The sequence below is a fragment of the Bradyrhizobium erythrophlei genome (assembly GCF_042430365.1).
GTDB classification, from domain to species: domain Bacteria; phylum Pseudomonadota; class Alphaproteobacteria; order Rhizobiales; family Xanthobacteraceae; genus Bradyrhizobium; species Bradyrhizobium erythrophlei.
Map to the genome: position 1 here is coordinate 373,082 of NZ_JBHMET010000229.1, position 13,155 is coordinate 386,236.

The 13,155-nt window shown below is 59.1% G+C and carries 13 protein-coding genes and 3 pseudogenes; 1 reads left to right on the forward strand and 15 read right to left on the reverse strand.

Annotation, left to right across the window (positions count from 1 at the left end; translation table 11 throughout):
• The 10 genes and pseudogenes from ACFFWD_RS34275 to ACFFWD_RS34320 all read right to left on the reverse strand — a co-directional run.
• Positions 1–168 (reverse strand): annotated as a pseudogene (locus ACFFWD_RS34275) (succinate dehydrogenase iron-sulfur subunit); the annotation flags it as partial.
• 18 nt (positions 169–186) lie between these two features.
• On the reverse strand, positions 187–2,028 hold the full coding sequence (sdhA, locus tag ACFFWD_RS34280; RefSeq protein WP_376973036.1) for a succinate dehydrogenase flavoprotein subunit: 1,842 nt from the start codon (positions 2,026–2,028) through the stop codon (positions 187–189).
• A gap of 3 nt (positions 2,029–2,031) precedes the next feature.
• Positions 2,032–2,406 (reverse strand): succinate dehydrogenase, hydrophobic membrane anchor protein, encoded by a 375-nt coding sequence (sdhD, locus tag ACFFWD_RS34285; protein ID WP_376973095.1) that lies wholly within the window; start codon positions 2,404–2,406, stop codon positions 2,032–2,034.
• A 14-nt stretch (positions 2,407–2,420) separates the two neighbouring features.
• Positions 2,421–2,828: a succinate dehydrogenase, cytochrome b556 subunit gene (gene sdhC, locus ACFFWD_RS34290; RefSeq protein ID WP_376973038.1), complete on the reverse strand. Its 408-nt coding sequence runs from the start codon at positions 2,826–2,828 to the stop codon at positions 2,421–2,423.
• Positions 2,829–2,890: 62 nt separating this feature from the next.
• Positions 2,891–3,544 carry a 3-oxoacid CoA-transferase subunit B gene (locus ACFFWD_RS34295; RefSeq protein WP_376973040.1) on the reverse strand — a complete coding sequence of 218 codons (654 nt, stop codon included), beginning with the start codon at positions 3,542–3,544 and terminating at the stop codon, positions 2,891–2,893.
• A 10-nt stretch (positions 3,545–3,554) separates the two neighbouring features.
• Positions 3,555–4,262: a CoA transferase subunit A gene (locus ACFFWD_RS34300; RefSeq protein ID WP_376973042.1), complete on the reverse strand. Its 708-nt coding sequence runs from the start codon at positions 4,260–4,262 to the stop codon at positions 3,555–3,557.
• A gap of 10 nt (positions 4,263–4,272) precedes the next feature.
• On the reverse strand, positions 4,273–6,579 hold the full coding sequence (locus ACFFWD_RS34305) for an NADP-dependent malic enzyme (RefSeq protein WP_376973044.1): 2,307 nt from the start codon (positions 6,577–6,579) through the stop codon (positions 4,273–4,275).
• Between the two features lie 34 nt (positions 6,580–6,613).
• Positions 6,614–6,955, reverse strand: a complete 342-nt coding sequence (locus ACFFWD_RS34310) for a phasin family protein (protein ID WP_376973046.1) — start codon at positions 6,953–6,955, stop codon at positions 6,614–6,616.
• Positions 6,956–7,071: 116 nt separating this feature from the next.
• Positions 7,072–7,353, reverse strand: coding sequence for a hypothetical protein (locus ACFFWD_RS34315; protein ID WP_376973048.1), 282 nt, complete (start codon positions 7,351–7,353; stop codon positions 7,072–7,074).
• Between the two features lie 65 nt (positions 7,354–7,418).
• Entirely contained in the window at positions 7,419–8,246 is an 828-nt protein-coding gene (locus tag ACFFWD_RS34320) for a 3-oxoadipate:acetyl-CoA acetyltransferase (protein ID WP_376973050.1), read from the reverse strand.
• A gap of 483 nt (positions 8,247–8,729) precedes the next feature.
• Here ACFFWD_RS34320 and ACFFWD_RS34325 point away from each other — a divergent pair.
• Positions 8,730–8,858, forward strand: a pseudogene (locus ACFFWD_RS34325) (IS110 family transposase); the annotation flags it as partial.
• A 173-nt stretch (positions 8,859–9,031) separates the two neighbouring features.
• Here ACFFWD_RS34325 and ACFFWD_RS34330 read toward each other — a convergent pair.
• The 5 genes and pseudogenes from ACFFWD_RS34330 to ACFFWD_RS34350 all read right to left on the reverse strand — a co-directional run.
• Positions 9,032–9,415, reverse strand: a pseudogene (locus tag ACFFWD_RS34330) (IS66 family transposase); the annotation flags it as partial.
• A gap of 505 nt (positions 9,416–9,920) precedes the next feature.
• Complete coding sequence (pqqA, locus tag ACFFWD_RS34335) at positions 9,921–10,001, reverse strand: pyrroloquinoline quinone precursor peptide PqqA (RefSeq protein ID WP_376973097.1); 81 nt, start codon at positions 9,999–10,001, stop codon at positions 9,921–9,923.
• 155 nt (positions 10,002–10,156) lie between these two features.
• Entirely contained in the window at positions 10,157–10,537 is a 381-nt protein-coding gene (locus ACFFWD_RS34340) for a c-type cytochrome (protein WP_376973052.1), read from the reverse strand.
• 77 nt (positions 10,538–10,614) lie between these two features.
• Entirely contained in the window at positions 10,615–12,312 is a 1,698-nt protein-coding gene (locus ACFFWD_RS34345) for a pyrroloquinoline quinone-dependent dehydrogenase (RefSeq protein ID WP_376973054.1), read from the reverse strand.
• A gap of 206 nt (positions 12,313–12,518) precedes the next feature.
• Positions 12,519–13,043 (reverse strand): hypothetical protein, encoded by a 525-nt coding sequence (locus ACFFWD_RS34350; RefSeq protein ID WP_376973056.1) that lies wholly within the window; start codon positions 13,041–13,043, stop codon positions 12,519–12,521.
• Positions 13,044–13,155: the final 112 nt, after the last annotated feature.

Consider the following 13,155-nt stretch of genomic DNA (forward strand, 5'->3'; position numbering starts at 1 on the left):
CCCGCAATCGCTGGTGTCGATATAATAGGTGTCGACGCTCGGATTCTTGCCGTCGTCCGGGTTCCAGCGATACACCCTGAATTCGCGCGTCTCGGTCGCGCCGGAAGGCTTCGGCCAGGTCTTGCCGCCGGAAATCTTCGAATTCTTCGGAAGTGCGAATTCAACCATGCTTGCTAGCCTTCGTTCTCAGTAGACCCGCGCCTTCGGCGGGATGTACTGCACGTCGTTGGTCATCGTGTAGCTGTGCACCGGGCGGTAATCGATCGTGGTCTTCCCGTTCGGATCGTTCCATGCCAGCGTGTGCTTCATCCAGTTCTTGTCGTCGCGCTCCGGGAAATCCTCGCGGGCGTGCGCGCCGCGGCTTTCGGTGCGGTTGGCCGCCGAATCCATCGTCACGATCGCCTGCACGATCAGATTGTCGAATTCCAGCGTCTCGACCAGGTCGGAGTTCCAGACCAGCGAGCGGTCGGACACCGAGATGTCGCCGACGCCGCCATAGACCTTGTGGATCAGGTTCTGGCCTTCGTTCAATAGCTCGCCAGTGCGGAACACCGCGCAATTGGTCTGCATCACGTGCTGCATGCTGTCGCGCAGCTTGGCGGTCGGCGTGTCGCCGGAGGCGTGGCGGAAGTGATCGAGCCGTCCCAGCGCCTTGTCGGCGGAGTCCTTCGGCAGCTCCGGCTGCTTGCCATTTGGCGTCAGCTTCTCCGCGAGGCGCAACGCGGCGGCGCGGCCGAACACCACGAGGTCGATCAGCGAGTTGGAGCCGAGGCGGTTGGCGCCATGCACCGACACGCAGGCCGCTTCGCCGATCGCCATCAGGCCCGGCACCACGAAATTCTCGTCGCCGTTCTTCTTGGTCACGACCTCGGCGTGATAGTTCGTGGCGATGCCGCCCATGTTGTAGTGCACCGTCGGCACGATCGGGATCGGCTCGCGGGTGACGTCGACATTGGCGAAGATCTTCGCCGATTCGGAGATGCCCGGCAGCCGCTCGTGCAGCACCTTCGGATCGAGGTGATCGAGGTGCAGGAAGATGTGGTCCTTCTTCTTGCCGACGCCGCGGCCCTCGCGGATCTCGATGGTCATCGCGCGCGAGACGACGTCGCGCGAGGCGAGATCCTTGGCCGATGGCGCGTAGCGCTCCATGAAGCGCTCGCCTTCGGAGTTGACGAGATAGCCGCCTTCGCCGCGCGCGCCCTCGGTGACGAGGCAGCCCGAGCCGTAGATGCCGGTCGGGTGGAACTGGACGAACTCCATGTCCTGCAGCGGCAGGCCCGCGCGCAGCACCATGCCGCCGCCGTCGCCGGTGCAGGTATGGGCCGAGGTGCAGGACGCGTACGCGCGGCCATAGCCGCCGGTGGCGAGAATGGTGGTCTGTGCGCGGAAGCGATGCAGCGTGCCGTCATCGAGCTTGAGCGCGATCACGCCGCGGCAGACGCCCTGATCGTCCATGATCAGGTCGATGGCGAAGAACTCGATGAAGAACTCCGCGGCATGGCGCAGCGACTGGCCGTACATCGTGTGCAGCATGGCGTGGCCGGTGCGGTCGGCGGCGGCGCAGGTGCGCTGCGCCTGGCCCTTGCCATAGTCCATGGTCATGCCGCCGAACGGGCGCTGATAGATCTTGCCGTCCTCGGTGCGCGAGAATGGCACGCCCCAATGCTCGAGCTCGTAGACCGCGTCGGGCGCGTTGCGCACCATGTATTCGATCGCGTCCTGGTCACCGAGCCAGTCCGACCCCTTCACGGTGTCGTACATGTGCCAGCGCCAGTCGTCCTGATGCATGTTGCCGAGCGCCGCCGAGATGCCGCCCTGCGCCGCGACGGTGTGCGAGCGGGTCGGGAACACCTTGGTGATGCAGGCGGTGCGCAAGCCCGCTTCCGAGCAGCCGACCACGGCGCGCAGGCCCGCGCCGCCGGCGCCGACCACGACGACGTCGTAGGTATGGTCTTCGATCGGGTAGGCCTTGCCGTTCGTGGCCGTGCCACTCCCATTGGTGGCCTTGCCGTTACCTTCTCCGGCCATGGGTTATACTCCCGACGACAATTTGAGGATTGCGTAGATCGAGGCCATCGCGACTGCGAAGCAGAAGAGATTGTTGGCCATCACGCTTGCGAGCTTCAGTTTCTCGTTGTGCACGTAATCTTCGATCACGACCTGCATGCCTATCTTCATGTGCCAGGTGCTGGCGATGATGAAGAGCAGCAGGATGATGGCGATCGGCAGCGAGCCGAGGATCTGCGCCGCGCCGGCCTGGTTGCGGCCGAGCAGCATGATCACGACGACGATGACGGGCACGATCAGCAGCACCATGGCGACTGCGGTGAGGCGCTGCCGCCAGAAGTCGCCCGTGCCGGTGTGCGAAGCGCCGAGATTGCGGACACGCGCCAGCGGTGTGCGCATCGAGGATCGGCCGCTCATCGTCCACCTCCAACCGCGTAGGCAATGATCCAGACCAGCACGGTCAGCGAGATGCCGGCGACCAGCGCGCCCCAGGTCAGCGCCTCGCGCTCATTGGCCTTGAAGCCGTAGCCGAGATCCCAGACGAAATGCCTGATGCCACTGAACAGGTGGTGCATCAGCGCCCACGTATAGCCGAACACGATCAGCTTGCCGATCAAGCTGCCGGTGAAGGCCTGGACGTGGGCATACGCCGTAGGCCCGGATGCGGCTGCGATCAGCCACCAGGCGAGCAGCAGCGTGCCAAAATAAAGCGCCACACCGGTGGCGCGATGGACGATGGACAGCGCCATCGTCAGGGTCAGGCGGTAGGTCTGAAGATGCGGCGACAACGGCCGCGTAACCGGCACTCTTACGTCTGTCATGAATCGTCCTTCTTAGACACCGTACCGCACTACGCACAGGGGAAAGCGAGGTGAACGACGCTCTACGTCGCAGCGCGGAACTTTGCTCCGGTCTGGGCTGTGATCTCCTCGATCGTCACGTCGGGCGCGAGCTCAATAAGGGTCATCTCTCCACCCTTCTTATCAATGTTGAACACGCCCAAATCGGTAATGACCATGTCGACCACTCGTTTTCCCGTTAGTGGCAAAGTGCAGACCCTTAGAAGCTTAGGATCGACCGAGCCGTCTTTTGCCTTCGCAACGTGCTCCATGACAACAACGACCTTTTTGACCCCGGCAACGAGATCCATGGCTCCGCCCATGCCTTTCACCATTTTTCCGGGGATCATCCAGTTTGCCAGATCTCCGATCTCGGAAACCTGCATGGCGCCGAGGATCGAGAGATCGATATGTCCGCCACGAATCATCGCAAAGCTGGTCGCGCTGGAGAAATAACTCGTCGTCGGCAAACCCGTGATCGTCTGCTTGCCGGCATTAATCAGATCGGCGTCCTCTTCACCCAGATACGGAAACGGTCCCATGCCAAGCATGCCGTTCTCGCTCTGAAGCTGAACGTTCACCCCGTCGGGAATGTAGTTCGAGACCAGTGTCGGGATGCCAATACCAAGATTGACGTAAAAGCCATCGCGGAGCTCTTTCGCTGCTCGCGCGGCCATCTGTTCGCGGCTCCATGGCATGACGGCTCTCCTAGGCGGTTTGGCGGCTGCGAGTCGTGCGTTGCTCAATACGTTTTTGAACGTTCGGTGCGTGGATGATCCGCTGGACAAAAATGCCGGGCGTGATGACATGATCGCCGTCGATCTCTCCCGCCTGCACGAGGTGCTCGACCTCTGCGACAGTTACCTTCGCGGCAGTCGCCATCATGGGGTTGAAGTTACGCGCGGTCTTGCGGTAGACGAGATTACCCTCCGTGTCGCCCTTCCAAGCATGGACGAGAGCTAGATCGGCCACGATGCCGTGCTCCATCACGTAAGTTTCGCCGTTGAATTCGCGCAGTTCCTTGCCATCGGCGACGAGCGTGCCCACGCCTGTTTTCGTATAAAAAGCTGGGATACCGGCCCCTCCTGCGCGAATCCGCTCGGCAAGCGTTCCTTGCGGATTGAACTCGATCTCTAGCTCGCCCGCGAGATACTGCAGCGCGAACGTCTTGTTCTCGCCCACATACGAGGAAACCATTTTCTTGATCTGTCGCGTATCAAGAAGAACACCAAGTCCGACGGCATCTATCCCAGCGTTGTTCGATACAACTGTTAAATTCTTCACGCCGGAGTCTCGAACGGCATCGATAAGTACTTCTGGAATGCCGCACAGCCCGAAACCGCCGGCCATGATCGTCATGCCATCTTGCAGGAGTCCTGCAAGCGCGCTCGCCGCATCCGAATAGACCTTCTTCATCCTTTGCTCCTCAGCTTGCCGTCTCTCCGATCGGAACGCGATCAGCTTGAGATACCGCCCCAACCGCAGTAAGCGCACTCATGTTGACGATGCCTCGAACCGTCGCCGTTTGTGTAAGAATGTGCACAGGTCGAGCGGCTCCGAGGAGAATCGGACCGACGCTCACGCCCTGTCCACCGACGACCTTAAGCGCGTTGAACGTGATGTTCGCTGCATCAAGATTAGGCATGATGAGCAGATTCGCTTCCTCCCTAAGATGCGCACCGGGAAGGACGCGGTTGAGAGTGGAGCGGCTGAGCGCCGCGTCGGCATTCATTTCACCTTCGACTTCGAGGCCCGGAGCGGATTTCGTTATGAGCGCAAGCGCTGCCCGCATCTTCTCGGCGGAGGCGTTGCGGGCACTACCGAAGCTTGAATGGGAGACGAGCGCGACACGCGGCACCAATCCAAATCGCTCGATTTCGGCCGCAGCGAGCACGGTCATATCGGCGATCTCCTCCGCCGTCGGATCGAGATGGACGTACGTGTCACAGATGAACAATGTATGCCGCGGCAGTTGCAGCAGGTTCATCGCAGCGAACCCATGGACTCCCGAACGCAGGCCGATCGTTTCCTCGATGTAGCGCAGATGGCATGCATAGGCGCCTAATGTGCCGCAAATCATTCCGTCTGCTTGGCCATCCATCAACATCATCGCGCCGATGAGCGTACCATTGCGTCTCATTTCAGCCGAGGCGTCGTCGCGAGAGAGACCGTGGCGTTTCCTCGCGTCATAGTAGATTGAGCTCGCCTTGGAAACGAAGACCTCATCATCGAAGCTTGCTACCTCGATATCGTGCCCGGATCGAATGCGCAGCCCCAGACTGTCGATCTTATCCTTGATAGCGGCAGTGCGACCGACCAGGATGGGCACCGCGATTCCTTCGTCGACGACCACTTGTGCGGCACGCAGCACTCTGTCGTCTTCTCCTTCGGCGTACACGATGCGCTTTCTCGTTGATGCGACGGCAGCCGCGAACACTGGCCTCATGACCATGCCGGAGGTGTAGACGTAGCGTTGCAGCGACCGGCGATAGGCCTCGATATCTGCGAAGGGGTGACTCGCGACCCCGCTCTTGATCGCCGCCTCCGCTACAGCCGGCGCGATCTTCGTGATCAGACGCGGATCGAATGGACGCGGTATGAGATACTCCGGACCGAAGCGCGTATCCTGCATCCCGTATGCCGCCGTGACGACGTCCGATTGTTCGGACCGGGCGAGGTCGGCGATAGCCCGCACAGCCGCCAGTTTCATCTCCTCGTTGATCGTACTCGCTCCAACGTCGAGAGCACCTCGGAAGATGAAGGGGAAGCACAAGACGTTGTTGACCTGGTTGGGGTAATCAGAGCGGCCTGTGGCGATAATTGCATCCGGCCGCACTTCCTTGGCGAGTTCAGGTCGGATCTCCGGCTCGGGATTGGCAAGAGCCAGGATCAAGGGGCGGCTTGCCATTCGCTTGGCCATCTCGGGTTTCAGCACGCCAGCTGTCGAAACGCCGAGGAAGATATCCGCTCCTTCGATGGCATCCGAGAGCGTCCTGGCTGCGGTCGCCTGGGCATAGGCCGCCTTGCGCTCATCGAGCGAGGCCATCCGCTCCTTCGTCAAGATACCCTTGCTGTCATTAACCAGGATATACTTCTTCGAAAGTCCAAGTGTCACAAGAATGTCGAGGCAGGCGATCGCCGCAGCGCCTGCGCCCGAACAGACGAGTTTCACTTCTTCGATCTTCTTACCCACGACCTGGAGCCCGTTCATCACGGCAGCGGCGGCTATGATAGCTGTGCCGTGCTGATCATCGTGGAACACCGGGATCTTCATCCGCTCGCGTAGTTTGGTCTCGATCGTGAAGCACTCCGGTGCCTTGATATCCTCGAGATTGATCCCGCCGAAAGTCGGCTCGAGGCTAGCAATAATGTCGACCAAACGATCCGGATCGGTCTCATCAATCTCAATGTCAAAAACGTCGATGCCAGCAAACTTCTTGAACAGGCAGCCCTTGCCTTCCATCACAGGCTTGCCCGCCATCGCGCCGATATTGCCAAGTCCTAAAACAGCGGTGCCGTTGGTAATCACGCCGACGAGATTTGCGCGAGACGTAAGACTAGATACTTCGAGCGGATTATCTTTAATCGCGAGACATGCGGCGGCTACGCCCGGCGAGTAAGCCAACGCCAAGTCGCGCTGTGTGGTCATGTCCTTGGTTGGCAGGACTGAGATTTTCCCTGGGATTGGAAAACGATGGTAGTCCAAAGCTGCCTTGACCAATTGTTCTTCCACGTCGCTTCTCCTCCGCGAAATTCTCGTGCCCCGCTCAACGCGGCGGCTGTGCCGCTTCGCCGACCGTGCTGCCAAGTTCTTGTATTTGAGTGTTGAGTCGATCTGCGTGTTTCTTCAGGAATTCTTGTTGCAGGGCGAGGACCTCTTGCACGTTGCCCGCGTGAACCAGCTTCTGCGCGAATTCAAACGTCGCGTCGATATTCTCTTCGGCGAAACTTATGGCCTTCGTGCCCAACGCCCTTGCTCCGCCCTGCCTCGCCTGCACTGCAGAGTCTACCGACCCGTAAAGACGACCAGCTTCCTTGATGTAGTGATCAACGGCTTCCTTTGCCTTCGTCAGCGCGCTCTCGGCCAACCGACCGAGCTGCTCAGACACATGTTTATCCACCATCTCAAGCTAAATGCTCTTTGAACTCACCCAGTCAGTGAACCTCACCTTCCGGAGTATTTCTCGTCTGAGAACGCACACCAGAAATCCATTTCCCACCGAGCTCAGACAAAGTATTTTCGATGGCGAGCGCGCTGCAGGATCATCGAGCGAAAGCGATGCTCTATCGCCCGATCACTGTGATGACCGTGTCTTTCAAGCGGGATCGCGTTGAGGTCAGGCGTTGCGGCGGAGTGCGACCGCTTCGCACCGGGCCTGCGCCCTGCTTCAAGCATTTGACTGAGAATGGAATGAGCTTTCTCGGAGCTCTCCACCTCGACGACGGTTCCGATAGCGCCGATCCGCTCCTGCGTTGCGATCGGATCAACATCGCGTTCAGGTATCATTACCCCCCCCAGCGGCGAAATTGCTCGCCCGTCGCCTCCCGACTCAAGGCATTCGTGGCGTCGCGCTAGGATGGTAAGCCGAGCGCAGCACGCGCCTCCTGCGGTGTGGCTGGCCTCGCACCGAAGTCGGCGCAGGTTTCGGCCGCGATCCGGACGAGTTCGGCATTGCCGTTTGCCAGCAGATCTTTGCTAATGCGGATATTGTCTTCTAAACCGGTGCGGATCCCGTCGCCGCTACGCGCTAAGACCCATTTCATGACTTGGCTCTGGTAGCGGCCTATGCCGGCTGCAGTCCATGTTGCTTTGGGGAGCACGTGCTTGAGTTCCCCCAAAAGAATGTCAAGCAAACGCTCTTCCGGTGGCATCGCGTTCTGAACGCCCATGACGAACTGAACGTGAGGCCGCTCGTCCATGAGCCCTTCCTTAACCAATCGGCGTGCACCATGGATGTGGGACAGATCAAAAATTTCGATCTCAGGTCTGACACGGTAATCCCGCATCCGTGTCGCAAGATCCCGAACCAACGAGGCCGAATTCTCGTAAACGATCGTTGGGAAGTTCACGGAGCCAGTTGAGAGCGAACCCATGTCTGGCTTGAGATAAAGGGCGCTCCCGCGCGCGCTCGAATCGCGACCACGACCGCCTGTCGAGAATTGAACGATCATCCCCGGGCAATGCCGCTTCACACCTTCCTGGACCTGAGCAAAAAGCTCCGGGTCTGAAGAGGAGCTTTCGTCCGCATTGCGCACATGAATATGGACAAGCGTGGCACCTGCCTCGAAAGCCTCATGCGTTGACTCGATCTGCTCTGTGGGCGTTACGGGCAGGGTGGGATTGTCGCGCTTTCGGGGAACCGAACCGGTTATGGCGACGGCGATGACAACGGGCCTCAAAGCGCTTCCTCCACTTTTTAGCTTTGTCAGTGATCGGATCATAACCACATTTCGTATACGAGTCTAGAGATTACGGGATCAGAGCGACTGATTGCGAAAGATCCAAATTTCGCCAAAACGTCCGAACGGATCTCTAGAAACTACAATTATATCAAAACGTAACGTCAGTCACGGTCAGCCATGACAATTTTGGAACTCGGATTCCATTGCTGGTTGACCCGAGCAGAATGTATACGAAGATCTCGAGACAACCCGCCTGAAGTAAAGCAAAAAAATCGCCTGGTGCGTCGAGACCGCTTTGGGGAGCGGCGTCACGTTTCAGTCGGCTGTGCGAATGCGATGAAGCCGCAAGTTGTGAGAACAGACGCGCCCGGATCCCACCCACTCCACGGCATCAGATGTGCCAGAATTGTTGCCAAGCAACACAGAGGGGAGTCATCCGCAATGCATCTTATCAGTATCGGCCTCGATCTCGCCAAGCATATGCGGTTCGAGTCCATCAAGAGTGCCGAGCAACAGTCGATTCTGATGCTGCATCGTACGCGAGATCTTTTCGTGCGCCAGCGCACCATGCTGGTCAATTCCTTGTGCGGCCAGCTTGCCGAATTTGGCCCGATCGCCGGCGCGTTCCAGAGCTCGAGGCTCTCGCCCAGAACGGCGAACCTCCGGAGCCGGCTCGCGATGTGCCGAGTTGATCCTGATCGAAAATCAAAGCCATCGAACGAACCATCCTTAGCCGTCATCCCTCCATCGAATTGAGCCAGCGGCTTGCCACCATCCGGGCGTTCGTCGGCAAAGACCCGTTCAGCCTTCTTGACCTCGCTGAAGATGTAGTCGGCCACGATCTCCAGCTCGAAGCCGAGCTTGCCCATCCATTACGCTATCAACTGGCGGTCGAGCTCGAACTTGTCGCGGGCGTAGATGGCCTCCTGCCGGTAGAGCGGCTGGCCATCTGCATATTTGGAGACGGCGATCTGGGCCAGAAGCGCTTCCGTCGGAATGCCTCCTGCAATGATCTGAGCCGGGGCCGACGCCTGGATTACGCCGTCCGCGTTCTTGAAGGCATACTTGGGATGGCGCGTAACGATCACACGGAACTTCGCCGGCACCACATCCAGGCGCTCCGGTTCGTCCCCGCCGATCAGCACCTTCTGCTTGCCGGCATGCTCATCGCCTCGAAGGCACCGACGCGGCCGCTGATCCAGTCGGCGCGCCCCGCAGCGTTGCCAAGATCAACTGCACGATCGACGGCCGGCGAGGCTATCGAGCAGCATGAGTGTGGATTGCCGATTATGCCCTGCCGATCGCCAAATGTTGCTGCTCGCGGTCCGACATTGTGCCAGCCTGCTGATTGTGGGTCCTTCGGTCGGGAAGCGGATAAACATGCGATTGGGCAGTTTCCGGCCGCGCGGGCCGGCCGATCAGGCGACGAGCCGAGGTTCTCCAGCACAGCCATGTGAACCCATCAGCCACTGGAATCGGGCGCGACTTGGGATCGGATATATATCTTCAGTCAGCAAATTCGTGATGTCGCGACCGACACCGTTCCGCTTGCGGCCGCGCCCGAAACGACAAGCATCATGCTGCAGCAAAAAAAGGAGCACCTGCAGCGTTTCGGCTGCAGGTGGTCAAAAATGATCTCGAACCAAATGATCTAGAGATCATCTAGGCGCGTTACTTGCGCTGCGCGCAAGCGTACATGTTGATTTCCATTCCGACGGAGACTTCGACGATTTTTGGTGCTTTCCAAGCCATGTGTGCTTCCTCTCTCAGGTTAGGGATTTATGGTCCGACGAAGATCGTCCAGTGTAGTCGTAATGACCCAGCTGTTTTTGCGACTAAGAGAAGACGACCCCTGAGCGAGGTCGGATCTCCGCTTTTTCTCGGTCAGCGCCCTTTACGCGCCCACACTATTTTGCCTCCCTTAGACTGACAATAAAGGCGGTCAACTCCCAGATCTGATCCTCCGAGAGTCCGTTCTTCCATTTCGGCATGACTGAAGACCCGCGAATCCGTCCGTTCGAAATGGTGTCGAAGATAAATTGCGGCTCCAGGTCAAGGCGGTTCCGCAGAGGCGCGCCTTTACCGCCGACGCCATCCTGTCCGTGGCAGTAGAAGCAAGCCTGATTGAATCGCTTCTGCCCCGCTGCGACGCGTGCGGGGTCGCTCAGATCCGCCGGAGGCTCCGCAAGCGCAGTCGTCGCACACATGAGTAAGAAGGCCGCTGCAGGATATGGCCAACGAAGAGATATCATGGATGCGGCACCTTTGGAGATGTTACTCTTTTTCACGCGTCTCTCACTTCAAGTTGGATGAGGAAGGCGCGACTGTTCATTCACGCCTTCCCATTGACGCTCTGCTGTCGAGATTAGTCCACGGTGAATGCTATCAATGCTGACCCACCATTCACCTTCCTCAAATCGGGAAAGGCAGCTGGAAGGAAGTCCACAGCGTGAGAACCGAGCCCAGTAGGCACGACGACGTACTGTTTACCGCCGGCGGAGTAGCTGACAATCCCGCCACGCACACCGGAGCCCGCGTAGAAGTTCCACAGAACGTCGCCCTTGTCCGCATCATACGCGCTGATGACACCGGTGATGTCGCCGTTGAACACAAGACCGCCAGCAGTTGCGAGCACGCCTCCCAGACCCGGCATCGAGTAGCGCACGCTCCATTTCTTCTTGCCGGTCATGGGATCTATTGCGTCGAGCCAAGCGGAAGCCTCTTTTCCCCGAGGGGCGCTCATTTTGAAGCTATCTACGCCAAAGTAGAGTTGCGCCAATGGCAGCTTTTCCGGGTCCGACTTACCTGCGACGACGGTGTTGCAAGCCTCGAATCTGTTAGTGTACCAGAGACTCGTTGTGGGGTTAAAGGCTCCGGGATTCCAGCTGCGGCCGCCCAAGAGCGTCGGGCAAATATACGATTCCTTACCGGCAACTGGCTCGTTCCTGCCAATAAGCTCTCCCGTTGTCGGATCAATTTTCTCGACGAAATTGATGTTCTCGATGTAGGGCCAGACATTGACGATCTTGCCGTTGTTACGCTCATAAAGGAATGCATAGCCGGACTTGTTCGGATGAAGCAGCAGCTTCTTTCCGTCTCGTTCGAACAAGATCGATTCATAGGGGGAGTCGAAATCCCATACGTCGTGCGGGATCTCTTGGTGGTGCCATTTCAGCTTGCCTGTCTTGGCGTCCAACGCGAGCAGCGAGCTCGTGTACAGGTTATCACCTTTCCGGTCATCACCATAGTAGTCGGGAGCCGGATTGCCTGTGCCGATGTAAACAGTGTCTGTCTCCGCATCGTAGGTGCCGGGCAGCCAGGCACTACCACCGCCGGTATCGCCGGAGTTGCCTGGCCAGCTCGCCTGGTCATTGCGGATCGTGTCGAATTCCCAGAGCTTCTTGCCGGTTTCGGCGTCAATTCCGTAGATTTGCCCACGCTGAGCTATGTCACCACCGGTGGGCCCGGCGACCAGAACCGTCCCGGCCAATGTCGGTGGGGACGTGAAGTTGGCGCCCTTCTTCCTTCTCACGTCGATGAGTTGAGTAGCCCAGAGCTCCTTGCCGGTCTTCTGATCGAGGGCAATCACGCGCCCATCGAGCGTGCTGACATAGACCTTGCCGCCGGCTACAGCGACGCCGCGGCTGGAGACGGAAAAGAACACCTCGCTTGCGACCGGGTCAAGTTTCGTCTCGTATCGCCAGAGCTCTTTGCCGGACGCGGCATCCAGCGCCTGCACCTTGTTATTGGCGGAGACGTAGTAGAGCACACCGTCGATCACGATAGGTGTGGCTTGCAGACCTCCAGTGATGTCACCAGGCTGATGGATCCATGCGACCTTCAATCGCTTCACGTTGGTCTTGTTAATCTGATCGAGTTCGCTGTACCGCCAAGATTTGGAATTGCCATGATAAAGTGGCCAGTCGCCAGGTTTGTTCGCTCCGTCTGCAGCGATCACCACCGTCGAAAGACCAAAAAATGTGAGCACCGTCGCAATGGCAGTAGATGCGCGGCGGCGGTGTGCCAGTCTGCGGACCTTGTTCTCGGCGTCAAATCTAAACATTCACGTCCTCCTCTTTGATAGAATGCTGTCTTGTGTTGTTTTTGGATTGAGCACGGTCGCTGTGCAGAGCGAACGCGATTGGTGCGTTCGTTAGTCCGCAATGGCATGCGCCGAGCGTTACCGCGGCGGCGTCCGTGCGGCTTGATCGAGGCAGTGGAGAATCATTTCATCGGCGGCGGCTTGATCCCTGCATTGCGCGGGATGTCTCAACTTGGCGCGATCGTGGTAGGTGAGACCCCATCGATCATCGAGGTGACCTTCGATCTCGCCGCGACCATTTCATCAACAGCAGGCCGGTCGATGACGTTGTCCCACACCTTCTTGCCGGTCTTGCTGTCGAGCGCGATCAAGTGGCCGTCGGGCGTGCCACGGAACAGCGCGCCGTTCAGCCAAGCGGCGCCACGGTTCACCGGAAAGGGCATGTGCGCGAGCGGCTTGTGGCTCGACTTCCGCAGCATCCTGCAGGTCGTGGGTTCGACAGCGAAGGTGTCGAGCGCGGTCGTGAGGTACATCGTCCCCTCGACGACGATCGGACCGGCCCGCAGCGAGCCACCGTCGGACAGCATAAGCCGGCACACTTCATTTAGCTGCGACACGTTCTTTGTGTCGATCTGCTCTAGCGGCGAGTATCGCTGCCCTGCATAGTCGTTGTGATAGGTAGGCCAGGTGATGCCGGGCGCATCGGGGTCTTCGCCGGGGCCCAGTGCCGCCAAGGCGGCGGCGCTGAGCATGGCCGCGAGCATCGCCAGAGACGTCTTCATGGCGCGCTACCCTCACGCCGTGGCCTTGAAGGCGGCCTGCTGCTTGCCTTGCACGAGCCAGGTGGCGTACATCTTCTTCACT